The organism is Enterococcus asini ATCC 700915, from assembly GCF_000407365.1.
In the GTDB taxonomy this organism is placed as follows: domain Bacteria; phylum Bacillota; class Bacilli; order Lactobacillales; family Enterococcaceae; genus Enterococcus_C; species Enterococcus_C asini.
Genome location: NZ_ASVU01000001.1, coordinates 913,817 through 936,404, shown reverse-complemented (window position 1 = coordinate 936,404; position 22,588 = coordinate 913,817). Strand labels below are relative to the sequence as shown.

General features: G+C 41.4%; 27 protein-coding genes. 10 read left to right on the top strand and 17 right to left on the bottom strand.

Going from position 1 to position 22,588, the window contains the following annotated elements:
- Positions 1-75: 75 nt before the first annotated feature.
- The 6 genes from I579_RS04545 to I579_RS04520 form a co-directional block, all read right to left on the bottom strand.
- On the bottom strand, positions 76-471 hold the full coding sequence (locus tag I579_RS04545) for a cytidine deaminase (RefSeq protein WP_010754786.1): 396 nt from the start codon (positions 469-471) through the stop codon (positions 76-78).
- A gap of 12 nt (positions 472-483) precedes the next feature.
- Positions 484-1,146 carry a deoxyribose-phosphate aldolase gene (gene deoC, locus I579_RS04540; protein ID WP_010754787.1) on the bottom strand — a complete coding sequence of 221 codons (663 nt, stop codon included), beginning with the start codon at positions 1,144-1,146 and terminating at the stop codon, positions 484-486.
- A gap of 14 nt (positions 1,147-1,160) precedes the next feature.
- Positions 1,161-2,462 carry a pyrimidine-nucleoside phosphorylase gene (locus I579_RS04535; RefSeq protein WP_010754788.1) on the bottom strand — a complete coding sequence of 434 codons (1,302 nt, stop codon included), beginning with the start codon at positions 2,460-2,462 and terminating at the stop codon, positions 1,161-1,163.
- A gap of 128 nt (positions 2,463-2,590) precedes the next feature.
- Entirely contained in the window at positions 2,591-3,607 is a 1,017-nt protein-coding gene (locus I579_RS04530) for a LacI family DNA-binding transcriptional regulator (RefSeq protein ID WP_010754789.1), read from the bottom strand.
- A gap of 145 nt (positions 3,608-3,752) precedes the next feature.
- On the bottom strand, positions 3,753-4,355 hold the full coding sequence (locus tag I579_RS04525; protein WP_010754790.1) for a class I SAM-dependent methyltransferase: 603 nt from the start codon (positions 4,353-4,355) through the stop codon (positions 3,753-3,755).
- Positions 4,356-4,360: 5 nt separating this feature from the next.
- A complete protein-coding gene (locus tag I579_RS04520; RefSeq protein WP_010754791.1) occupies positions 4,361-4,933 on the bottom strand; it encodes an SGNH/GDSL hydrolase family protein in 573 nt (190 codons plus the stop codon).
- Positions 4,934-5,135: 202 nt separating this feature from the next.
- Here I579_RS04520 and coaA point away from each other — a divergent pair, with 202 nt between their 5' ends.
- The 3 genes from coaA (at position 5,136) to I579_RS04505 (ending at position 8,622) form a co-directional block, all read left to right on the top strand.
- A complete protein-coding gene (gene coaA / locus I579_RS04515) occupies positions 5,136-6,059 on the top strand; it encodes a type I pantothenate kinase (protein ID WP_010754792.1) in 924 nt (307 codons plus the stop codon).
- Positions 6,060-6,122: 63 nt separating this feature from the next.
- Entirely contained in the window at positions 6,123-7,688 is a 1,566-nt protein-coding gene (guaA, locus tag I579_RS04510) for a glutamine-hydrolyzing GMP synthase (RefSeq protein ID WP_010754793.1), read from the top strand.
- A 91-nt stretch (positions 7,689-7,779) separates the two neighbouring features.
- The gene (locus I579_RS04505; protein WP_010754794.1) at positions 7,780-8,622 is read left to right on the top strand and encodes a type II restriction endonuclease; all 843 of its coding nucleotides are present in this window, start codon (positions 7,780-7,782) and stop codon (positions 8,620-8,622) included.
- A 47-nt stretch (positions 8,623-8,669) separates the two neighbouring features.
- On the opposite strand, the gene I579_RS04500 is transcribed toward I579_RS04505, so the two are convergent.
- The 9 genes from I579_RS04500 to I579_RS04465 form a co-directional block, all read right to left on the bottom strand.
- Positions 8,670-9,563 (bottom strand): DNA adenine methylase, encoded by an 894-nt coding sequence (locus tag I579_RS04500; protein ID WP_010754795.1) that lies wholly within the window; start codon positions 9,561-9,563, stop codon positions 8,670-8,672.
- 15 nt (positions 9,564-9,578) lie between these two features.
- Positions 9,579-10,784, bottom strand: coding sequence for a tyrosine-type recombinase/integrase (locus I579_RS04495; RefSeq protein ID WP_010754796.1), 1,206 nt, complete (start codon positions 10,782-10,784; stop codon positions 9,579-9,581).
- Positions 10,777-10,908: a DUF3173 family protein gene (locus I579_RS12630; RefSeq protein ID WP_233419259.1), complete on the bottom strand. Its 132-nt coding sequence runs from the start codon at positions 10,906-10,908 to the stop codon at positions 10,777-10,779. The genes I579_RS04495 and I579_RS12630 overlap by 8 nt, the downstream gene beginning before the upstream one ends.
- A 16-nt stretch (positions 10,909-10,924) precedes the next feature.
- Positions 10,925-12,051 (bottom strand): IS3 family transposase gene (locus tag I579_RS04490; RefSeq protein WP_155854775.1). Its coding sequence is split into 2 segments (ribosomal slippage): positions 10,925-11,823 and positions 11,823-12,051, totalling 1,128 coding nucleotides; the frame shifts between segments, so codons are not numbered across the junction.
- 56 nt (positions 12,052-12,107) lie between these two features.
- Entirely contained in the window at positions 12,108-12,239 is a 132-nt protein-coding gene (locus I579_RS12625; RefSeq protein WP_010754797.1) for a DUF3173 family protein, read from the bottom strand.
- Between the two features lie 5 nt (positions 12,240-12,244).
- Positions 12,245-13,099: a rolling circle replication-associated protein gene (locus I579_RS12925; RefSeq protein WP_010754798.1), complete on the bottom strand. Its 855-nt coding sequence runs from the start codon at positions 13,097-13,099 to the stop codon at positions 12,245-12,247.
- A gap of 164 nt (positions 13,100-13,263) precedes the next feature.
- Positions 13,264-14,547 (bottom strand): FtsK/SpoIIIE domain-containing protein, encoded by a 1,284-nt coding sequence (locus tag I579_RS04475; protein WP_010754799.1) that lies wholly within the window; start codon positions 14,545-14,547, stop codon positions 13,264-13,266.
- Complete coding sequence (locus I579_RS04470) at positions 14,537-14,881, bottom strand: hypothetical protein (protein ID WP_010754800.1); 345 nt, start codon at positions 14,879-14,881, stop codon at positions 14,537-14,539. The genes I579_RS04475 and I579_RS04470 overlap by 11 nt, the downstream gene beginning before the upstream one ends.
- A 116-nt stretch (positions 14,882-14,997) precedes the next feature.
- Positions 14,998-15,372 carry a hypothetical protein gene (locus tag I579_RS04465; protein WP_010754801.1) on the bottom strand — a complete coding sequence of 125 codons (375 nt, stop codon included), beginning with the start codon at positions 15,370-15,372 and terminating at the stop codon, positions 14,998-15,000.
- Positions 15,373-15,776: 404 nt separating this feature from the next.
- Between I579_RS04465 and I579_RS04460 the strand changes: the two genes are divergently transcribed.
- The 7 genes from I579_RS04460 to I579_RS12890 all read left to right on the top strand — a co-directional run bounded on the left by I579_RS04460 (position 15,777) and on the right by I579_RS12890 (position 21,514).
- Positions 15,777-15,974, top strand: coding sequence for a hypothetical protein (locus I579_RS04460; RefSeq protein ID WP_010754802.1), 198 nt, complete (start codon positions 15,777-15,779; stop codon positions 15,972-15,974).
- A 175-nt stretch (positions 15,975-16,149) separates the two neighbouring features.
- The gene (locus tag I579_RS04455) at positions 16,150-16,932 is read left to right on the top strand and encodes an SDR family NAD(P)-dependent oxidoreductase (RefSeq protein WP_010754803.1); all 783 of its coding nucleotides are present in this window, start codon (positions 16,150-16,152) and stop codon (positions 16,930-16,932) included.
- Positions 16,933-16,943: 11 nt separating this feature from the next.
- Entirely contained in the window at positions 16,944-17,930 is a 987-nt protein-coding gene (locus tag I579_RS04450) for a helix-turn-helix domain-containing protein (protein ID WP_010754804.1), read from the top strand.
- Positions 17,931-18,077: 147 nt separating this feature from the next.
- Positions 18,078-18,761, top strand: a complete 684-nt coding sequence (locus I579_RS04445) for a response regulator transcription factor (RefSeq protein WP_010754805.1) — start codon at positions 18,078-18,080, stop codon at positions 18,759-18,761.
- Positions 18,758-20,209, top strand: a complete 1,452-nt coding sequence (locus I579_RS04440; protein ID WP_010754806.1) for a sensor histidine kinase — start codon at positions 18,758-18,760, stop codon at positions 20,207-20,209. Before I579_RS04445 ends, I579_RS04440 begins: the two co-directional genes overlap by 4 nt.
- 60 nt (positions 20,210-20,269) lie before the next feature.
- On the top strand, positions 20,270-20,902 hold the full coding sequence (locus I579_RS04435) for a hypothetical protein (protein ID WP_010754807.1): 633 nt from the start codon (positions 20,270-20,272) through the stop codon (positions 20,900-20,902).
- Between the two features lie 222 nt (positions 20,903-21,124).
- A complete protein-coding gene (locus I579_RS12890) occupies positions 21,125-21,514 on the top strand; it encodes a hypothetical protein (protein ID WP_010754808.1) in 390 nt (129 codons plus the stop codon).
- Positions 21,515-21,632: 118 nt separating this feature from the next.
- On the opposite strand, the gene eutM is transcribed toward I579_RS12890, so the two are convergent.
- The gene (eutM, locus tag I579_RS04425) at positions 21,633-21,914 is read right to left on the bottom strand and encodes an ethanolamine utilization microcompartment protein EutM (protein WP_010754809.1); all 282 of its coding nucleotides are present in this window, start codon (positions 21,912-21,914) and stop codon (positions 21,633-21,635) included.
- Positions 21,915-21,926: 12 nt separating this feature from the next.
- Complete coding sequence (locus tag I579_RS04420) at positions 21,927-22,580, bottom strand: phosphate propanoyltransferase (protein ID WP_010754810.1); 654 nt, start codon at positions 22,578-22,580, stop codon at positions 21,927-21,929.
- Between the last annotated feature and the right edge of the window lie 8 nt (positions 22,581-22,588).

The window sequence follows — 22,588 nt, the reverse complement described above, 5'->3', positions numbered from 1 at the left end:
TCTGTAAAGCCCCCTAGTTGAATTATTGTATTCAACGGCCACTACACTAGTAAGTGTCGCCGAGTGAATCCTAGTTTAAAGATCTTGGTTGGTAAATGAGTATGGGAGTAAATCTCCCACGGTCGTCTCCTTGATAACCCCTGCGTCCCCAATGAGGGTCACAGGCATCTCTGGGGTACAAAACTCCGCCATCACTTGACGACAAGCCCCACAAGGAGAAATGGGTGCCGGTGTATGTCCGGCGACCACTAAATGTACAAAATCTCGTTTGCCTTCCGAAATCGCCTTAAAAAAGGCCGTTCGCTCCGCACAATTGGTCAAACCAAAAGAAGCATTTTCAATGTTAATCCCTTGGTAAACCGCTCCATCGGCGGAAACTAAACAGGCCCCCACAGGAAAGTGGGAATAAGGCACATAAGCTCGATCCAAGGCGGAAACTGCAATATCAATCCATTCCTGCTGTGCTTTCATCGCTACTTCCTCTTAATATCCTTCGCCTTTAGCTCCAGTGATAATTGCCACGCTGGCACTGGTACCTAAACGATTGGCTCCAGCTTCGATCATCGCCATAGCTTCTTGGGCACTGTGAATGCCTCCAGAGGCTTTGACACCCATGGATGATCCCACGGTTTCCCGCATAAGTTTTACGTCTGCTGCAGCGGCCCCGCTAGTGGAAAAGCCGGTGGAGGTTTTGACAAAGTCGGCCCCAGCTGCTTGAGCGAGTTCACAAGCTTTGACGATTTCTTCTTTGGTTAAAAGAGCCGTTTCGATGATGACTTTCACCAATGCCCGGTCCTTCGCTGCCGCAACTACGGCTTCGATATCTTGTTGAACCTTCTTGTATTGTGCCGATTTTAGAGCACCTACATTGATCACCATGTCGACTTCATCAGCCCCATTGTTGATGGCATCTGTCGTTTCATAGGCTTTGACCTCTGAGGTATTCGCTCCTAGAGGGAAGCCAATCACGGTACATACGGCTACTGGTTCTCCCGCCAATTTTTCCGCTGCCAGCTTCACCCATGTTGGGTTGATGCAGACGGAGTAAAAATGATATTCCTTCGCTTCTTCAATCACTTGCAAGACATCTTGTTCTGTTGCGTCTGCTTTTAAAATTGTGTGATCCATCATTCGGTTTAATTCCATTTTTCCATCACTCCTTATTCTGTAATGATATCATGAATCAACGGTGGCTCCACGGCGGAAGCCCCGATCACGATATTTTTGTAGAGCCGTTCTTTGACCTCGGTGACCTCTTTTGAATCCGCATAAATCGTCACCAAAGATTCTCCCACAGCCACCGCATCACCAATCTTCTTGTGTAGTTTCAAGCCCACACCATAGTTAATGGTATCTTCTTTGGTTTGTCGGCCGGCACCTAGTAGCATGGCCGCTACGCCGATTTCATTGGCCACAAGTTTTGTTACGACCCCGGCTTCTTTTGCTGGAAGTTCGATTTGGTACTTCGCCGTCACCAAGCGTTCCGGCTGGTCCACCACACTGGCGTCGCCCCCTTGGTTTGTGATCATTTCTTTGAATTTTTCCAAAGCACGACCAGACGTCAAAGCTTCTTCTAGCAATTCTCGAGCTTCCGTGAGGTTTTCCGCTCTTTTGGCCAAGACCACCATTTGGGCGCCAAGGATATAACACATTTCCAAAAGATCTGCCGGACCATGACCTTGCAAGGTTTCAATGGCTTCCACCACTTCCAGGCCATTGCCCACGGCTTCCCCTAAAGGCTGGGACATATCGGAAACTACGGCCATCACTTGCCGCTTGGCTAGCTTGCCAATCCGAACCATGGTTTCTGCCAGACGCTTCGCTTGGGTCAAGTCCTTCATAAAGGCTCCTTCACCGGTAGTCACGTCTAAAACGATGGCATCGGCTCCTGCCGCGATTTTTTTGCTCATAATGGAGCTGGCAATCAAGGGAATCGAGCTAACCGTGGCCGTCACGTCTCGCAAGGCATACAGTTTCTTGTCCGCCGGTGCCAAATCTCCGGACTGACCAATCACCGCCACTTTGCTTTCATTCACAATGCGGATGAAATCCTCATCGGCAATCTCGATTTGAAAACTGGGAATCGACTCCAGCTTGTCCAAAGTCCCCCCGGTAAAGCCCAAGCCACGACCAGACATCTTCGCCACAGGTACCCCCACAGCCGCCACTAAAGGAGCCAGAACCAAAGTCGTGGTATCCCCCACGCCACCAGTCGAATGCTTGTCCACCTTGATGCCCTCAATGGAAGACAGGTCGATGACTTCTCCTGAGTGAGCCATAGCCAAGGTCAACTGGATAATCTCTTCGTCCGTCATATCCTCGTAGTAAATCGCCATAAGCAATGCACTCATTTGATAGTCAGGAATCGTCTCGTTCGTGTAATTAGCAATAATGTACTGAATCTCTGCTTGGGACAATGCCTTACCGTCCCGTTTTTTTTCGATTAAATCCACCATGCGCATGGGTTTTGCCTCCTAATCTTCGGTGCTATTATACAGGAAATAGCCTTTCAGTAAACCACTTTAGTAAAACAGTTTACCTAATTATACCCGAAAATAATAGCGCTTACAACTATGGATTTACAAAGGACTTAGCCCTTTGTACGCATCTGCACACTCTCACGAATAATTAATTTAGTATCAAAGACTTTATTCGGAATTCGCCGTTCTGGAAACTCAATGGCATCGATTAAAAACTTCGCTGCCGAAAAACCAATTTCAAAACTTGGTTGCTCAATAGTCGTCAAGGGCGGGGTAATGTATTGGGTCAGGTTCAAATTATCGAAGCCCACCACGGAAATATCCCCTGGAACCTGTTTGCCAATCTCGTAAATTGCTTGATAACAACCGATTGCCATGGCATCGTTGCCACAGAAAATTGCAGTGACTTCTTGTTGTTGCAGGAGTTGCTTGGCAGCCCGATAACCTCCAGGAACCGTTAGATTGCCACTGGTCACCAAGCGTCCTTTAAAGGGAATCCCGGCATCCTTTAAGGCATCCCGATAGCCATTGAAGCGCTCTTCTAATTGATAATAGCCGGTATTTTCCTTTAACATCCCGATTTCCCGGTGTCCTTGTTCGATCAGATAGCGCACCGCCTGATACGCCCCCTCATACTCTTTAACAATCAGCCGCCCCCCTTCTCGCTGGTTGATGCCCCGGTCGATTAAAATCATGGGCATCTTTTGAAAATAAGGACTCTTTACACTGTACTCTGGAGGTAATAAATGAGGCGTGGCAAACAAGACCCCATCTACCGAGCGATGGCGCAATTCTTCTAAATAGTTGATTTCCTTTTCCTGACTCTGCTGCGAATTACACAGCACCACCATATATCCCAAAGCATTAAAATATTGCTCTGCACCTTCCACGATTTTGGAGAAGAAGTAATCCGTGATATCCGGGATAATCATTCCCACGGTCTTTGATTTACGGTTAATCAAATTGGAGGCAAAAAAATCCGGCTTGTAATTGTGCTCTTTGACAATCGCCCAGACCCGATCTCTGGTTTCTTGGCTAAAGCGTGCCCCTTTATTATTCAAAATCTGCGACACGGTGGTCACCGATACCCCTGCCATGGCGGCGATTTGCTTAATGGTCAATTTCACTTGGCGTTCCTCCCAGAAAACGGTCTGCTGCACCTACACAGCCGTAGTGATCCCTTACCTACAGAAGGACCTACTCAGCCTCAGTGTAGCAAAATTTGCCACAAAAAAACAGCGTTCTCAAGAGAAAGAACGCTGTCTGATTGAATTAGTTTTTCACGCTACGCAGAATGTAATAACCTTTGTCTTTGGTTACGATTTCGCAGTTGCCAAAAACTTCCTGCATTTTTTTCTTTGCGCTAGGTGCCCCTTGCTTTTTCTGAATGACCACGGTCAAGCTCCCCCCGGGAAGTAACAAACCTTCAGCCCCGGTGAGAATCTCATGAACCACAGTTTTCCCCGCACGAATCGGGGGATTGGATACAATAGCGGCAAAAGGCGCTTCATGTACCTCCTGATACAAATTCGACTGGTGGATATCCACTGCCGTAATTTGGTTTCTTTGGGCATTTCTCTGAGCTAAGTCTACCGCTCGTTCATTGATGTCGATCATTTCCACTTGGCGCCCGGTGGCTTTTTGCAAAGACAGACCAATGGGACCATAGCCGCACCCCACATCCAAAAGAGGACCTGCCGGTAAGTCAGCATCCGTGAAGTTTTCCACCAAAACCCGGGAACCATAGTCCACGGTACCGCGGGAGAAGACGCCACTATCCGTCACAAAATGGAAGCGACTGCCCTTTAATTCAAAGTCCCACTCCACAAAGTCGTGGGCTAAGTCTGGTTTTTCAGAGTAATAATGATTCGTCATAGTGTTTATCCAATCAATTTGTTTTTAATATCTCGGGCGATTAAGCCTCCATATAGATGATACCCGAATTTAGACGGATGTAAACCATCTTCAGAGATAAATTCCAAAGGTGCTGGATAGACCATTTCATGATGGTACATATCGATGAATTTCGCCCCGGTAGCTAGTGCAATGGCCTTCAAGTTTTCATTGAACAATTGCAAGACGGCAGGATCGGCAGCCGGTTTCTTTTCACGGTCCACGACGCCTAAGCCCATTAAAATGACTTTTTCTGGATCAAATTTTTTGACCATGGCTTCCATGGTTGCTTTGTACGTAGCCACTTGTTCTGGCCGGTTCAAAGCGTCATTGATTCCTACATTGATGACCACAAAGTCGGCGTCAGCGGCCACTGCTTCCTCAATGCGAGCTGCGACTTCCGGACTGCCTTCTTTCGGGCGACCTAAGTTGATCACTTCATAGCCGGGAAAACCCATGCCGGTTAGTTCATCGGTGATAAAATCATCCAAAATACTGCTGACTGCTCCTTGGTACATCCCCGCTGCGATACTGTCGCCAATTACGACTATTTTTTTCATTGTAACTCCTTCTTTCTCCGTTTTACGCTTGTTGCCTACGTTGGATTTTGTCCACTCGTCACAAGACGCTCCAGTATCATAGTAGCACGGACCGTTCTTTCCTGCATTTATTTGCCCTCTTCAGCCCATTTATGGCGGTTTTATGGTAAACTGGTTCCGTGTGAATTTTCACCGGATACTTCCGACAGCTAGGAGCAAAAAGATGTCTGAAAATATGAATTACTACCGGATTCCCAGAAAAGAGTGGCAACACTTTTACAGCAGTGGCAACACGCCTTTGACCCAAGAGGAACTGGACAATATCAAGAGTCTCAATGACCGCATTTCCATGCAGGATGTAGAAGACGTCTACATTCCCTTGTGTCATTTGATTCACCTATATATGAAAGAAGCCGAATCCCTAACCTTGAGTAAAGGCCTCTTTTTACACCGCTACGTTAAGACACCACCTTTTATCATCGGCATTGCCGGTTCGGTGGCCGTGGGCAAGTCCACTACGGCCCGCCTAGTACAAACCTTACTCTCCCGGCTTTTTTCCCGACGAGACGTGCAATTGATCACCACGGACGGCTTTTTGTATCCAAATAAAATCCTCCAAGAACGAGGAATCATGGATCGCAAAGGCTTCCCAGAAAGCTACGACATGGAACGCTTGATCCAGTTTCTAAACGAAGTCAAATCCGGTAAACCCAATATTCCGGTGCCTACTTACTCTCATACGGTTTACGATATCGTGGAAGGACAATACGACATCATTGATCAGCCGGATATCTTGATTGTAGAAGGAATCAATACTTTGCAACTCCCCCAAAACCAACAGATTTACGTCAGCGATTTCTTCGACTTTTCGATCTTCGTGGACGCGGATCCTAACTTAATCGAGTACTGGTACTTGGAACGCTTCGAACAACTTTTGGACACCGCCTTTTTGGATCCTTCCAATTATTACTACCAATTCGCTATTGGGGATCGGAAGGAAGCCTTGGATATGGCGCGAGGAGTTTGGGAAAATGTTAATTTGAAGAATTTACAAGAGTATATCTTGCCTACTCGCGGTCGAGCGGATATAATTCTTCATAAAATCAAACACCATTTGATTGATGAGATCTACCTACGGAAATACTGAGTCTGCTGTACTGGGCCTTGTGCCCATTGCAATAAATAAAATTTATGAATCGAGGGATTACTTGTGACAAACGTTGACAATATGCCGAACGTGGAAAAAATCATCGTATTGGACTACGGTTCTCAATACAACCAACTGATTACCCGTCGAATCCGGGAATTCGGGGTTTTTTCCGAACTGCTGAGCCACCGCATCACCGCTGAAGAAGTCAAAGCCATCAATCCTAAAGGAATCATCCTTTCCGGCGGACCAAACAGCGTCTATGACGAAGGTGCTTTTGGTATCGACGAAGAAATTTTCAAACTTGGAATCCCCATCTTAGGGATTTGCTACGGGATGCAACTTTTAACCGACCGTTTGGGAGGTAAAGTCGAAGCCGCAGTAAACCGCGAATACGGGAAAGCCGAGTTGGAAGTAATCAGTGACGATGCTCGCCTCTTCCAAAACACACCAAGCAAACAAATCGTCTGGATGAGCCATGGGGACTTGGTTACCCAAGCACCAGCTGGCTTTGATATCGTCGGCACCAGTGCTGATTGCCCGATTGCCGCTATCCAAAACTTAACGGACAATCAATTCGGAATTCAGTTCCACGCAGAAGTGCGTAACTCCGAATACGGCAACGAAATCTTGAAGAACTTTGCTTTTGATATTTGTCATTGTAAAGGCGACTGGAGCATGGACAACTTTATCGACATGCAAATCGCCAAAATTCGCCAACAAGTCGGCGATAAAAAAGTCCTCTTAGGCCTATCCGGCGGTGTGGACTCCTCTGTGGTTGGGGTACTCTTGCAAAAAGCCATTGGCGATCAATTGACTTCCATCTTTGTGGATCACGGTTTATTGCGCAAAGGCGAAGGCGACCAAGTGATGGAAACTCTTGGGGGCAAATTCGGCTTGAACATCATCCGAGTTGATGCCAAAGAACGTTTCTTGAGCAAACTAGCCGGTGTTTCCGATCCAGAACAAAAACGCAAAATCATCGGGAACGAATTCGTCTACTTATTTGACGACGAAGCAACGAAACTGGCCGGTAAAGAAGGCATCTCCTTCCTAGCTCAAGGTACTTTGTACACCGACGTCATCGAGTCCGGTACCGAAACCGCTCAAACCATCAAGAGCCACCACAATGTCGGCGGCCTACCAGAAGACATGCAGTTTGAATTAATCGAACCGTTAAACACCCTCTTCAAAGACGAAGTTCGGGCGCTAGGAACTCAATTAGGCATGCCAGATGACATCGTTTGGCGCCAACCATTCCCAGGCCCAGGTCTTGGGATTCGCGTCCTAGGGGAAATCACCGAAGACAAACTAGAAATCGTCCGGGAATCCGATGCCATCTTGCGAGAAGAAATCGCCGCAGCCGGCCTCGACCGGGAAATCTGGCAATACTTCACCGTCCTTCCAGGCATCCGCTCTGTGGGCGTAATGGGGGATGGCCGGACTTACGATTACACAGTAGGCATCCGGGCAGTCTCTTCTGTGGACGGCATGACCGCTGACTTCGCCCGGATTCCATGGGACGTCTTGCAAAAAATCTCTGTCCGCATCGTTAACGAAGTGGCTCACGTCAACCGTATTGTGTATGATATCACCTCCAAGCCACCAGCAACTGTGGAGTGGGAGTAGTGAAAAGATAAACAAAACGGCTTTGAAACCAATGTTTCAAAGCCTTTAATAAAATAATCGCAAACAATTTGCAAACAAAAGGAGAAATAAGATGTGTGATGATATTTTTATTAAAACAATTATTGAAAAATTACCTAAAATAGATGATAAAAACGCTTGGGACTTACTTGGTTTTGTAAATGAAAAGAAAGAAGTTTTCCCATTTGGAAATGATTCAAAAATAATAGGACGATTATTTGAAGTGATAGTATATCCATATTTGCTTGAAGTTGCAGAGGAGTTAGGATATAAGTTGTTTGAATCTAAAAAACAGACAGTCTATCCAGATTTTTATTTCTTGAAACCTGATAAGAAAAGAATTGCACTTGATATTAAAACAACTTATCGACAATTTGATAAACAAGGTCAAATTAAAGAGTTCAATTTTACAGCTGGAAGTTTTACTAGTTACTTAAGAAATGGAACTAAAAATATTGATGGTAATTATAGTGATTATGATAAGCATTATATTCTAGGTTTTCTATATTCAAGGAATGAAGGTGAAAGTATTAGAAAGGTTAATTTAGAATCAGAAGACATTTCTTCAATAGTACCAGCTTATAAAGATGTAGAATATTTTGTTCAAGAAAAATACAAAGTAGCTGGTACAAGTAAAGGAAGTGGAAATACAGATAATATTGGAACCTTTAAATCTAAAATAATTAAGGATTTTCAAGATGGTAATGGTCCTTTTAGTAAATTAGGGAACGACCTTTTCCATATTTATTGGGAAAATTTTCCTAAATATAAAGATTCTCAAGAAGTAAAAGATAAACTCTTTAATAACTTAGAGACATTTACAGAGTGGGGAAAAGAAACTAAACAATTATCAACCGAACAATTAACACGACTTGAAAAATATTTATCAGTTGAAACAAATAAAGAATGTGAATAATAAAAAAGGATACACTTTGTATCCTTTTTTATTTAGAATAATAGAATTTATTGTTGTTCGTGATAAACTTCTTCTAAATTCAAATTTTTATCACTTATTACTAAAGCTTCTATCATTTTATTTCTATTAGATTCTTTTGCTCCTAAGTGATAAAAATGTTCAGTAGTCAATAACTTCCCGTCAGTCCATTTTTCCATATGTGTATTTTTTCTGTATTGATTTTCATACCACATACTAAAAGCATAACCAGCTTTTCCTTTTTGAGTAAGTTCTGCAAGTAATACTGCATATTCTTCACTCCAAGAATCGTAATACCCATCATAACGATCGATATATGGAGGGTCTAAATAAACAAAGTCATTTTCTTTCATCATCTTAAACGCTTCAGTAAAGGGCATACAGATAAATTGCCAATCTTTACCCTTCATTATTTTTTCAACCCATGCAACTTGATTTACAATTTTTGTAATTAATGCTTTTTGAAATCTCTCTGGTTTTCGCCCAAAAGGAACGTTATAATTCCCTTTATTATTAAAACGTATCATACCGTTAAAATTTGAACGTTGTAAAAATAGAAAATCTAGGGAGCTATGTTCTTCGTTAAATCTATCTCTGACTTCATAATAATAAGAGGTCTTGTCAGCTGGTGTACTAGATAGTTTAGTTGCTTCATTTTCTAAAAAAGTTCTAACTATTTTAGAAGTAATCTTCTTTGATTGAATATCTTTGTAAAATTGAATGATGTAGGGGTTGGTATCACTAAAAATAGCCCTCTGAGGCTCTAAATTAAAACCTACTACACCAGAACCCATAAACGGTTCAAAGTATGTTCCTTCACCATCCCACTTTATTGATTCAGCAATGAATGGAACTAACTTAGTTTTTATTCCTTGAATTTTGATAGGTGGGACTTTAGGTGTAATAATTTTTTTAGGTAACACTTGTAATCTCCTTTCTTACTGTTCTACACGTCTTCCTATTATACCATTTTTTAGACTTTTTTCCTTCCAAAACTGATTATAAACTTTTCCTCTTTTTACATCACTATTATCAAAATTCAAAATATTATTCAACTTATTAGCAACTTCTCGATTCATATTTGGATACAAATGCCCATAAGTTCCTAATGTAGTTTTAATATCTTCATGTCCTAACCTATCACGAATTACAAGAGCATTTTCTCCTAAAGAAATCAATAGACTAGCGTGCGAATGTCTTAAAGCATGGGTTTTTATTCTATGAACTCCAGCCAGTTTGGAATGACGTGTAATTATATGGCTTGTTGCACTTTTGTTGGTTGGTAATCCATTGTAGGAGAAAACAAAATTAGTAATAATATTTTTTTCTTGAATTTCCTTCCACTCACTCAAATATTGTAAAGTTGTATCATCAAGAGCTATAACTCTGTTACTAGCTAATGTTTTTGGCTCAGTTATATAAAATTCATTAGATGTTTTATAATACATATTCTTATTAACTTCTAAAGTTTTCTCAACAAAATCAATATCTTCCCATTGTAGAGCTTGAGCCTCCCCAATTCTAAGCCCTGTCATGAAAAGGGCATAAATAAGAGTAAAGGCAAATCTATCATAATAATCTTGTAAATCAAATGTTGAAAATACTTTCTCAGCTTCGTCTTTTGTCCAGAAGTCCACTTTTTGCCTTACTTTTTTTACATTTCCAACTTGTTTTGCAATATTTTTTTGTAATAATCCTAGTTTTACTGCAAGGTCTAGACTCTTTTGAAATAGTCCATGTATGGCTCTTACATAACCAGATGAATAATTAGACGAAAGATTATTTTGCCACTTCTTGACCATTGGAGCAGATATATCTCTCAACTTACGATTAAAAAAATATTTCAAATGAATTTCCATTGAAGACAATCTACTTTCAAACGTCTGTGGTTTGACTGATTGTTTATAGTCTGGCTTGAAATAAGTTTCGTAAAATTCTCTATACGACATAGTTGAATTTTTCTTAACTGCTGAATCAGAAAAATCATTCATATAGGCTTCATAACCTTTTTTAGCCTCTAGTTGATTTTTATATCCTCGTCCCCAATGCTGGAGTCGTTTCCCATGTTCGTCGTAACCTAAACTAGCCACAAAATACCACAATCCAGATTTTTTATCTTGATATACATGGGAAATTTTAGGCATGATTCTTTTCCTCTAATTCTTTGGTATTAATAGGAAAACCTAGTATATGCTCAACGGATGATAGCGGAACACGTCCTAATCGTTTAGAAGAGTAATAGTGGATTTGAGTCAATATCTTGGACACATTTTAGTAGAGACGGTTACGCCATTTTTTCTTTTGCTAACTCTTCAAACTCCTGAGGGGTTAGATAGTGAATCGAGCTGTGAATTCGATTCCGGTTATAAAATCCTTCAATGTAACTAAATAGTGCTCGATTCGCTTCTTCGAAGTCTGAGTAAGTCGTCGTGTATACTTCTTCTTTTTTCAATGATGCATGGAAGGACTCAATTCCTGCATTATCATAGGGTGTTCCTTTGCGACTATAGGAATGTCTTATTTTATTGTTTTCAAGCCAACTTTCCACTTCGATTGCTGTATATTGACTACCTAAATCGGTGTGTAGAATCATTCCTTCTGGAATGTGGTACCGTTGTTTCGCTTGATTGAGTGTTTGTAACACACAATCGACAGTCATTCGCTTAGAAAATGTATAGCTAATAATCTTTTTCGTGTGTAAATCCATAATTGAAGATAAGTAACACCAACCATTTTTCTTAGTTGGAATGTAGGTGATATCAGCTACCCATTTTTCACAGATAGTTTTAGTAGAAAAGTCCTGATTTAAGATGTTCTCTTTTAAAACAACCGGCTGAACAGACCGTTGAGGTCTGTATTTCTTAACCACAATTGACCTTAGATTTAATTGTTTCATCAATTTTTGAACATGCTTAAGAGATACTGAAATTCCTTCTTTTAGCAACACTTGATGGATTTTTGTTGCACCATATCTCTGTTTATGATCAAAAAAGATCGTTGAAATCTTCTTTTTCAATTGGTTATTTCTGACTTCTGTAGCTGTTAACGATTTATTTTTATAAAAATAGTAGACGCTCCTAGGAATTTCTAATAACCGACACAACAAAGAAACAGTGTAATCCTTACACCATTTTTCAATGAATCGGACAAGTGACTTCAGGTCTTTCGAGAGAATATGGCTGCGGCTTTTTTTAATATTTCAAGTTCCTCTTTCAAACGAGCATTTTCTTTTCTCAAATCAGCCGCTTCTTTTCCGGTTAGTCCTGTGGACGGATCAGGTAAGTATAAATTCTTCCACTTATAAATCGTCGCTTCAGCTAAGCCATATTCTTTCGCCAACCCTCGAACAGAACGTCCAGTTTGATTTAGTTCAACAATCATCTGTTTAAAATTTTCTTCATATCGGGTCATAAAATCCATCCTCTCGTAGATAAGTTTAATTTATTTCTGTCTCTACGAAAAGATGTCTAAGATTTGATACTAACACTATAGCCATAACCTTTATTTACAAGGTATAGCTTAGCTCTACGTACAATATCGGCTGATTGTGATGGCCCGAATCCCATTTTTTGAAGTTCATGTTTTGTTATGGTCTGCATATTGCTTACCTCCTTTTCTTGTTATACTGTTCAAAAATTACGATATTTTCAAAATCACCATTTTCAATTTTATAAGTTTTAGTATAATGTGGCTCAATCCCTATTAGTTTCTTTGCTGAATGATAGGGCATCTTGATTCTTTTAGGGTAATGTATCCCCTTGCTTTTTCGATAGATTCTAACTCCTTTAGGATATAACCACAACCTACTTCCTTTTACATATTTTTTCTTACTTGAATTTTCTTCTGAAAGTTCGGCATTTGTTAAATATGCTGATAAATATGCCCCTATGTTATCAATATTTTTCAATCTTTCAATTCTACACATCCCAAGCCCCCATATAGATTCAAACTCTTGATAGGGAAGATATAGACTAGATGAACTACTTTTCAATAATAAATGAAGATGAAATCCATGCCATTTTATAATATCATTACCCTCTATACCGTGTGGTTCTAAAATTGCAATATAGTCTAATTTTTCTTTATATTTATAATTCAGTCTTTTAATAAATTTATTAAACTCTTTATATATCAACGATGGTTGTTTTGCTATGATAGTATCTTTGAATGTCAATGTTGCCCACAGTTCATTCTTTCGTCCTGAAAAATTTGCATTTATAAGATACCTTAATTTTTTCATTGTTTGCTTAATTGAGTTTTCACTCTGGTTTCTTGTTTCTGTGTGTTCATAATATTTGATTTCCCCTGTCGATTTTATAACATATCGGTCAGAATCAATCTTCAAGATATTGTTTTGCCTATTTGATTTTTGTAAATACTGTACCTCATATATATCATTCATAAGTGTAACAGTAACAAAATCATCAGGATGAATTGAAAAATCTTTGCTGTCGTCCATACGACCACCTCGCCTATGATTTTTCAAGATTCTCTTATTGTTTTATTAAAAACAAGCCAATCATCAAAATTCGTTCCGATTTTTGAAGACCCTAAAAAGTTATTGATGGTCGCTCCGCTTAAATGCTTAAAGCATTTGCTCATCAACAACTTTTTAGAGTGCCATTAGGACATGTTCTCTAATATAGCCTTATCCAAAACATTCAAATAATCCATACTATTTTGTGGCAGTAAAGGAGCTTCAAAATAAGTTGGTTTCGTGTGTTGTCCATCAATCATAATATAACCCGCTCCAATTTCCTTTACAGTCTGGAATTCATTATCAGTATGCCCATATAACATAGTCCTTGCATAACTCGAAAGATTCCCCATACCAATACGCACGCCAAATTGATCTCTTTGCTGCCCGGTTAACCCATTATTTGAATTAGAAGATATGTCTGGTCGTTGCATAATCAACACTATCTCTATTCCCACCATACGCCCTTTTAGAAGCAGGTTATTAAAGTACCCAGTAATTTCTTTTGCAACTTTAGGATTAGCAACAGATAAGACAGCCGAAAATTCATCAATGATAACCACTAAAGGTTTAGCATTGTCAATATCTGTCCAAGTTTTGCCAAAAGAGTGTTCGTCTTCAGTAAACCATTCAGAATACCTACGTTCCATTTCATCATTAACTTCTCTTAGTAATCTTGCTATTTCGTTATCTGATACAGCAAGATTTTGCACCTTTCCATATTTCTTCAAGTCTATTCTTCGACAAATGATAGCTAAATCTGCCGATTTTGGGTCACATACATATATATCACAGCCTCCGCCTTTACCTTTTATCCTTAAATAATCAAGTATTAACATACTTACAAGGTAAGTTTTGCCAGAACTAGTCGAACCACATATTAACGTATGGCAAGGTCTGGAGAACTCCATTGAAATTTTTTCTGTAAACTTAATAGTATTATTTAGGACTTCTCGAGAAGAAAAATCTAACCTATTATCAGGAAAACGGTCAAATATATACTCACAATAAGTATTATTATTTACAATGTCCTGCAAAGGTAAATCTAGTAGAGCTTGAAAATGATTTGCAAATTGACTAGATTTATTAGTGAATATGTCAGCATTTTTTTTGAAGCGAATAAGAATTTGCTCATCGGTAACTAAGTAGCCAATTTCAGCAGATATATCATCGTTGTAAAGGTTATTATGAACAATGAATTTCCTGATTTTATAGTTCAAACTAACTTTGTATCTATAAAAAACAAATCCCACACATAAGATAGTTACTGTTGCAAAGAATACAGTCAAAAAAATGTATTCTGTATTCAAGAAATACTGAAAAATTAAAACTAAGGTCAGTACCAGTGTTATGAACAATAAAATTCTTTTCCTCAACAGAATCGGAGACTTAGAAAATGCGGTTATTATCTTATAATTACTATTCATCATCAACAACCTCAATCCCCTCTGCTTTGAAAGAACAAGCTACATACTTGTAACTATCTCCAGCCACATAGGCACTACCTGTCAACCCAATAAATTCAACTAAACAGTTCTGAGGAATTGCTTTAGAATCTTGGAAAAGAGGTTTAGAGTGTTCAATCTTTACATTAAAACGTTCAAACTGTTTTTCTATTGCTACACATTCATAAGAATACCCAGCTACTGTTTCTGTTTTTTTACGACTCCCATTCTCCTCAATATAGAGAAAATAAGGTTTTTGGTTAACTAGAATTTTCGCTCCTTTTATCGTCTCTTCTGCATTCAAAATTGGTCTAATCATTGTTAGTCCTCCTTTATATATTTTTAAGTGTTGTAATTACATCACGACACTATTATAAAATAAGTGTCGTGTTTTGTCAACACACAAAATTAAAATAAAAAAAATAGGCTTGAAGCCTAAATTTTTCCGTGACGCACTAAAAGAGAACCCCTCACTATCATTCTGATAACAAAAGAAGTAGTTACATAACTTGTTTCTGTATATAGAGGTAAAATCTTTTTTAACTCAGCAATACCATCAATAGTAGTTTGATTTACTTGTAAATCAGTTCGAGTTTTTGGGGCACTTCGTTCTTCAACTTGAGACCCAAATTTTAATACTTTATCCCAGTTTTTTTCAGCAGTAATTTTTTTCGAATCTAAATAAGCTTGATTCACGACAAATCCATTAGTAAGATGAAGATTATCAAATTCTCCAGTTGCTTTTATTTCTTTTTTAAGAGTATCGATACTATTTCGTGTTTCTATTGCCAGTCTAACAGCTAATCTCACTATATCACCACCTTTTTATTACTAATACTATTATACAAAAAATGTTGTGTTTTTGCTACACATTATTTTCAACTCTGCAAACAATTTGCAAACAACAGAAATTAATTCTAATAAATTCTTATAAAAATAATTAGTATAAATCCTTAATTTTAAACTATATCAAACCTTATCAATTTAGAAAACGATAGAGTGGGAATAAAGAGCCAACAGAATATGGCTGAACGGTTCCTGTAAATCAACATTTTCCAATCATAAAAAGCCCTTGTCAGCATAAAATGCTGGCGAGGGCTTTTCTTTGCGCATTTTTTCGATTGCATATCAATTACACTTTTGCTTCCATTTGACTTTAAAATAGAGAGCGTTACCATAGAGGAAAAGCCAATTTGGATTGGAGGCAACTTTTCATGGCAAAAAAAGAATTTTTCAAAGAGGTCTTGCTGTTTAGCCTGAAGTCTTTTGTCCCGTATCTCGTGCTTTTGTTTCTGGGTAACCAATGGCTGAATCTGCATCGTTCTTTTTTCATTTGCCCAGTTATTTTTGCTAGTACGTTAGTCGCAGCCTTTTTTAAAACGAAGAAACAGTATCAACAACACATAACTTAACCTCTCAAGACGCGACCATGCCCCTACTAACAACAGTAGCAGTCATGGCTGCGTCTTTTCTCTGACGATGGCGTCATTTGATATTTTTCTGGCATTTTTTGATGTTCAGGGATTGATGAATTCTCGCTATACTTACCTCATCAGTTAAGTCAATTACCCATAGGAGGAATTTCAAATGACAAAAACAGCGTTAATCACAGGTGCAACCGGCGGATTAGGCCACGAGTTCGTAAAGCTCTTTGCTGCCAATGGTGACAATCTCGTTTTAGTAGGTCGAAATGCCAAAAAGCTTGCAACTTTAAAAGCAGAAGTAGAGAATAAATACCAAGTGACAGCAATGACGATTGCCGTTGATTTTTCGGAGGAAACAGCGGCCGAAAAGATCTATGAACAAGTGAAACAAGCGAAAATTCAAGTGGATTATCTTGTAAACAATGCCGGTCTTGGTGGCCAAGGAAGTTTTCTAGAGCGGACTATGGATCAGGATATTTCCATGATGCGGGTCAATATGCTCGTTCCCACTAAATTAATGAAGTTGTTTATTCCAGAATTCGTCAATCGCGGTACTGGAAAAATACTGAATGTCTCCTCTTCAGCGGCACTGATTCCCGGACCGCTCCAAGCGGAATACTATGCCACAAAAGCCTATGTGACTTCTTTAAGCAATGCCATTGCCTACGAATTAAAAGAAACTGGCGTGACGGTTACCACCCTAATGCCCGGGGCGATTGAAACCGGGTTTGCCAAAGCCGGTGGATTAACCCAAACAAAGATGTTTGCTAAAGGTGCCAGCCCTGCCGTTGTAGCCCAAGAAGGCTATCAAGCAATGTTGGCTGGTAAACTAAATGTCTTTTCCGGACTGTCCAAAGTACAACGACCTTTCGTTGGCTTAATGCCCTTAATGCCTAAGAAAGCCATCATGGGGTTTGTTGCCAATCAACAATCAAATCCAGGCTAAGGTGAGTGTGTATGCAAAAATTTATCGTAAATGGTCAATACCAACAGTTACTAAAGCAACATCATTTTGATGTGGGCAAAGTGTTGAAGACTGCCCATTTGCCGGAAAATCTGTTTACCCGGGAACAGATTCGCCTTACAGAACCGGAATACTATGCTCTGATGAATGCCATTAGTCAACAAGCCCCAGATGAACAAACATTGATGAATCTGGCGACTTATGATGGCATCGAAACGTTCTCGGCACCGATCTTTGCGGCCTATTGTAGTGAGAATGGTCTGAAATGCATCCAACGTTTAGGACGCTACAAACAATTGATTGGCCCGATTTTGTATCAAATAACACAGGCGAATAAAAGTGTCACAATCACCTTTTCTTCCCTTAACAATTTGCCGATTGACTCAAAATTCTATCTGGCTAGCGAGTTTCTCTTTTTGATTCATCTGCTTTCAAAAGCAACGGAACAACGAATTGTCCCTTTGCAAATCACCTCGACTTTTTCGGATTTTGACGAGGCTTTTGTAGCACTAGTGGGATGCACCCCAGTGACCTCTGGAAGCAATAGCATCACATTTGCCGAAGAGACTTTGCAGTTGCCTTTCATTACCGAGAACAAGACCATGCGAGACTACCTCATGCCGGAATTAAATCGGCGTTTATCCGAGTTAGACGTAGATGATTCCTTTAGTGCCCAAGTGCGCAGTGCACTGGTGGATTTATTACCTGCGGGAGAAAGTGCCATCGAGGATGTTGCGCGAAAATTGACGATCTCTAAGCGCACACTCCAACGCAAACTAAAAGAAGAACAAACTAGTTTTCAAAAACAGCTTAACAGTGTCCGGGAGATGCTGGCCAAAAGTTACTTAAAAAATACGACTCTCTCCTCGGATGAAATCGCCTATCTTTTGGGGTATTTGGAGGTCAATTCCTTTTTGCGGGCCTTTTCTGTCTGGACCGGCCAGAGCATCAGCGAATACCGGCGAAAAAATGCCCAATAATACTCATCCTCCCCTCTTGAAACGGTGACAGAGTCAAGAGGGCTTTTTGATTTTGCGTCTTTGTCTACGCAAATAGAAAGCGCTTTATTTGTTAGCCTAACGCTCCTCCAAATAGGCTATAATAAAAGAAAACGAGTAGGTGAGACGATGAAAGTCTTGATTGTGGAAGACAACCGACAAATCGTGGACGTTTTGACCCGTTACTTGCAAGAAGCGGGCTACGAGACTGCCGTCTGTTACGATGGTGAAGCGGCCCTCACGTATTTTGAAGGAGAGCCAGTCGATTTTATTTTATTGGATATCATGTTGCCCGGCGTGGATGGCTTTACCATTTGCCGGAAAATTCGCGAGACCTCCACGGTGCCGATTATTATGATTACCGCCAAGACAGAGGACGCAGATCGGATTCTTGGCTTAGAAGTTGGCGCAGATGATTACATCATTAAGCCCTTCTCCCCGAAAGAAGTTCTTTCTCGTATGAAGGCGATTTTGCGGCGGATTCATTTTGAGCAGGATCGTCCCTCGGCCAAGCTTTTTTTGAACGGGATTGAATTACAGTTAGAAAATCGCAAAGCTTTTTACCGGGGACAAGAAATCCGTTTGACCAAAAAAGAGTTTGAAATACTGGCGTTGTTTGCCCAATACCCTAACAAGGTCTTTAGCCGGGACAATCTTTTGGACACGGTGTGGGGCTATGATTACTATGGGGACAGTCGCACCGTAGACAGTCACATCAAACGTCTCCGGGCCAAACTCACCGCAGCCCACGTAGCAAATTGCAGCATTGAAACCGTCTGGGGTGAAGGCTATCGTTTTGGGCTAAGCCTATGAAGAAAATCGCCAATCGCTTAATTTTACAGTCCGTTAGCCTGCTATTGTTTTTTGCGCTGATTATCGCCATTCTCTTTGGGGTATTGTTTTCCCGGCACACGGAGGAACTGCACCAAGAAGAATTGGTCCACCGAAGTGAATTAATCAGTGATACCTTGGCGGATTATTTCAAGACAGACACCAGTAGCACGTCGCAAAGCCACGGTCAAAACAATGGCCAAGGCGGCTATGGGGCTTTTTTGCGCTTTATGAATCAAATTGCCGGAGAAGCGGTCTGGGTAGTGGATGACGACCTTCAGCCCGTGATTAGTGACCATCATCAAGATGGAACACCCAATACGCCCCTACCAGAACAAGCACAAGCCTTGGTACGCCAAACTTATCAAAACAAAGAAACCAATGTCACAAAAGACTATCAGTTTCTGCAATTGAATGAGCTAATGGTGGTCACCCCGATTTTAAGCGGACAACAAGTACTAGCCGTGGTGGTGATGCACTCCCAAGTGAACGCCATTCATAAAAATCAACTATCCGGCTACGTTATGCTCCTACTCAGCCTCTTAGTCTCCGTCCTTTTAGCTAGTTTACTGGCTTGGCGATTGGCCAAACGCTTTGTCCGCCCAATCGCGGAAATGCGCGCCTATGTGGATAACCTGGCCCACGAACGGTTTGAAACCCAGCTGAAAATCGATACTCACGATGAGTTGCAAGAATTAGGAGACCAGTTGACCCTTTTAAGCCAGCGCCTAGCCGATGCCCAAGAAGCCCGCAAGAAGAAAGCCCAGTCTGAAAAAGACTTTCTCTCGCAGATTTCCCATGAATTGCGCACCCCGGTCATGGTGATTAAAAGTTCGCTGGAGGCCATGGAGGAAGGCTACCTGAACGCTCAGGAAGAAAAAGACTACCGGCACCAACTACTCATAGAAGTGACCAGTCTCGAGCGCTTAGTCAATGACTTACTGGAGTTAAGTCGTTTGGAATCCACGGAGTTTCACTTGCAAAAAGAACCTTTGGATTTGTTGGATTGTCTCAATGATGCCTTGCGCAGCTATCGGATTCCGTTTAAGGAAAAACAGCAAACTTTGCAATTCACCAATCACCTTGCCCAGAAAAAACTGATGAACGGGGACTATCAGCGCATTACTCAAATGCTGAAAATCATTTTGGACAACGCCCAGAAATACTCCCCAGAAAAAGCGGTGATTCAGTTGAATTTAGGCATGTCAGAGGAGGATTTGGAAATTATCCTGGCAAATCCCCTGCTCGACTCTAGCCTAGATACCCAACAGCTTTTCGATTCTTTCCAAAGGGGGCGCAATCCAGGGCAAAACGGCACCGGCCTTGGCTTAGCGATTGCCAAGCAGGTCGTCTTGCGCCATCAAGGGGTGATTGAAGCCCAAACACCCCCGGGGCAATTTGTGATTCGGATTCAGTTTCCGACTCTCTAGTTGCCATACTTTTGCCACACTTTTTTCCTACAATCAAAATAGGGAAAGGAGGAGGTACTCATGAAGAAGCTTTTCACCACCTTTTTGCTTGCCACCGCGTTTTTATTCACTGGCGTCGTCGGGGATGCTGCTCAGAGAAAAACCACGCAGCTACAGTCCCAAGACCATTTACCCAATTACTGCTTACTGATCAAAGATGAGCGGGCACCTCAGGAAAATTGTCCCATTGGGCAAGATCCCATTGTCCGAACCCACCACAAACAGCGAGCTGCCAAACAAGCCACTTTAGCCAAACAAAGACACCAAACAACCGTGCCAAAAGCGAATCAAACACCCCCAGCAAAACAACAAACAGAACAACCGACAAAACAAGGCGTTCAAGATGGCACGGGGCCAGTCCGCCTCCAAGATCCGCTAAATGAAAACTGCCCTAACCCAGTCCCACCGGCAGCCGCAAATGAGCCAACTACCGAACCTGTCCCAACTGCCCCAACCCCAAACGCTACTGATCCAGTAGTCTGCCCGCAACCTCAGGACGGTACAGGCAATCAATATGGCAACACTTATGACGAGCCCCCTGCACAAACCCCAAGACACAACCGTCAAAATACCCCAACCACCAATCAGCACGGACACGGTCAACGGGAGGGCAGCGGCACGAGAGGACAACGAGGACACCACACAGGCAAATAATTGACCTAACTAACAAAAAAGCGAAACCCTATCCCCCATCTCCCAAAGCTAGAGCAAAAAGCTAGCAGTAAGAGGTCGGTGTCAAAAAGGGCTTCGCTTTTTATCGTGGTCCCAACGCCCACGACTCGGTAAAAAGAAGAGTATTTCCTTGCACTTCTTTTATCGCGATGACTAAAAAGTGGTAGTATGGTAGACAGGAAAAAGTCCTAGGAGGAATGTGCCATGTTCGATTATCACAACTATTTGAAACAGCCGGATGCCTTATCGTTTGATGAAGCCTTGTCCCTCTATCAAGACATCTACGGTGTACTGGAAAACCCCGATGCCGATTTACACGAGCTTTGGCAAGAAGTCATCACTGCCGCCTTGGCTTACACAAAAATGCGCACGGAATGGAATTTTTGGTCTACTGCGGAAAAAAATGCCAAGGACCCTTTGCGCACCAGCTTACACAACACCTTCATCATCAATCTAACGGCCTTTCACCGTTTCTGCGGAAAACTCGAGTTAGATGACAGTTGGCTAGCAAAACTAGGCCCTGTAGAACAGCGAAAAAAATGGGGCGACTTCGCCGGCTACCTCGTTTGTTTGGAAACTATACGGGGGCGGTGAACACGGCAGTCGCTACATTCCCGTTATTAAGTGTGAATTTTAAAAGTCGCTGGCCCTATCGCTGACCAACAAAAACGACTCCGATTATTAACAATCGGAGTCGTTTTTTTATTATTTTTTATCCTTGGGTAGTCGGTAAAATGGATTCCACTTCTGAATGAGGACGAGGGATCACATGGACGGAGAGCAATTCACCAACCCGTTGTGCGGCTGCTGCTCCGGCATCTGTGGCGGCTTTGACTGCACCCACATCGCCCCGTACCATTACTGTGACAATTCCGCCACCAACCCGTTCTTTCCCAACTAAGGTTACGTTTGCCGCTTTTACCATGGCATCCGCCGCTTCAATTGAGCCAATCAAGCCTTTTGTTTCGATCATTCCTAATGCATCTGATTTCATTTTTTGTTCCTCCTAATTTTTTTTAATAGTTATTTTTGTCCCTGGAATAACTCCCAGAGCATTGGCTTCTTCTGTATCAATATGACACTCCAAGCCAGAATTCGCTTTTGCGCGAATTACCACATTGTTTAATACGCCGCCTCGCTTCCCAGAAAAAGCAATGGAGACGACCTCGCCGTCTTGCACGCCAAAGCGCCCGGCATCTTCTGGTAGCATATGGATATGACGCTGGGCAACGATTACCCCTTTGTCGATTTCCAAAGAGCCGCTCGGTCCGACAATCGTAATTCCCGGAGTATCCTGCAAATCACCGGATAGGCGTAACGCCCCAGGAATTCCTAGTTTAAACGTATCACTTTGCAAAATTTCAATTTGCGTTTCTGGACGGACCGGCCCGAGAATTCGAATATTTCCAATCATTCCTTTAGGGCCACAAATCATAACCGTCTCTTTGCAGGCATATTGGCCAGGTTGCGAAAGATCCTTTAACTTGGTCAATTGATACCCAGGGCCAAAAAGCTTATCTAGTGCTTGTTGCGAAAGATGGATATGGCGATTAGAGATCCCCACCGGAATCAGTCCATCCTCTGGAACCTTTTTGGTAGCCGGCATTCCAGGGTTTAGTCTCTCTAAAAGAACACTGAGTAATTCATCGTAATTATCCATTTATTTCA

What these genes read in the sequence shown, in the direction of transcription:
- I579_RS04420 (WP_010754810.1), bottom strand. Translation starts at nt 22,580, where the DNA reads ATGGATAATTACGATGAATTACTCAGTGTTCTTTTAGAGAGACTAAAC.
- I579_RS04440 (WP_010754806.1), top strand. Translation starts at nt 18,758, where the DNA reads ATGAAGAAAATCGCCAATCGCTTAATTTTACAGTCCGTTAGCCTGCTA.
- I579_RS04435 (WP_010754807.1), top strand. Translation starts at nt 20,270, where the DNA reads ATGAAGAAGCTTTTCACCACCTTTTTGCTTGCCACCGCGTTTTTATTC.
- I579_RS04525 (WP_010754790.1), bottom strand. Translation starts at nt 4,355, where the DNA reads ATGACGAATCATTATTACTCTGAAAAACCAGACTTAGCCCACGACTTT.
- I579_RS12890 (WP_010754808.1), top strand. Translation starts at nt 21,125, where the DNA reads ATGTTCGATTATCACAACTATTTGAAACAGCCGGATGCCTTATCGTTT.
- coaA (WP_010754792.1), top strand. Translation starts at nt 5,136, where the DNA reads ATGTCTGAAAATATGAATTACTACCGGATTCCCAGAAAAGAGTGGCAA.
- I579_RS04520 (WP_010754791.1), bottom strand. Translation starts at nt 4,933, where the DNA reads ATGAAAAAAATAGTCGTAATTGGCGACAGTATCGCAGCGGGGATGTAC.
- I579_RS04495 (WP_010754796.1), bottom strand. Translation starts at nt 10,784, where the DNA reads ATGCCTAAAATTTCCCATGTATATCAAGATAAAAAATCTGGATTGTGG.
- I579_RS04545 (WP_010754786.1), bottom strand. Translation starts at nt 471, where the DNA reads ATGAAAGCACAGCAGGAATGGATTGATATTGCAGTTTCCGCCTTGGAT.
- I579_RS04475 (WP_010754799.1), bottom strand. Translation starts at nt 14,547, where the DNA reads ATGATGAATAGTAATTATAAGATAATAACCGCATTTTCTAAGTCTCCG.
- eutM (WP_010754809.1), bottom strand. Translation starts at nt 21,914, where the DNA reads ATGAAATCAGATGCATTAGGAATGATCGAAACAAAAGGCTTGATTGGC.
- I579_RS12925 (WP_010754798.1), bottom strand. Translation starts at nt 13,099, where the DNA reads ATGGACGACAGCAAAGATTTTTCAATTCATCCTGATGATTTTGTTACT.
- I579_RS04445 (WP_010754805.1), top strand. Translation starts at nt 18,078, where the DNA reads ATGAAAGTCTTGATTGTGGAAGACAACCGACAAATCGTGGACGTTTTG.
- I579_RS04470 (WP_010754800.1), bottom strand. Translation starts at nt 14,881, where the DNA reads ATGATTAGACCAATTTTGAATGCAGAAGAGACGATAAAAGGAGCGAAA.
- I579_RS12625 (WP_010754797.1), bottom strand. Translation starts at nt 12,239, where the DNA reads ATGCAGACCATAACAAAACATGAACTTCAAAAAATGGGATTCGGGCCA.
- I579_RS04460 (WP_010754802.1), top strand. Translation starts at nt 15,777, where the DNA reads ATGGCAAAAAAAGAATTTTTCAAAGAGGTCTTGCTGTTTAGCCTGAAG.
- deoC (WP_010754787.1), bottom strand. Translation starts at nt 1,146, where the DNA reads ATGGAATTAAACCGAATGATGGATCACACAATTTTAAAAGCAGACGCA.
- I579_RS04450 (WP_010754804.1), top strand. Translation starts at nt 16,944, where the DNA reads ATGCAAAAATTTATCGTAAATGGTCAATACCAACAGTTACTAAAGCAA.
- I579_RS04455 (WP_010754803.1), top strand. Translation starts at nt 16,150, where the DNA reads ATGACAAAAACAGCGTTAATCACAGGTGCAACCGGCGGATTAGGCCAC.
- I579_RS04535 (WP_010754788.1), bottom strand. Translation starts at nt 2,462, where the DNA reads ATGCGCATGGTGGATTTAATCGAAAAAAAACGGGACGGTAAGGCATTG.
- I579_RS04505 (WP_010754794.1), top strand. Translation starts at nt 7,780, where the DNA reads ATGTGTGATGATATTTTTATTAAAACAATTATTGAAAAATTACCTAAA.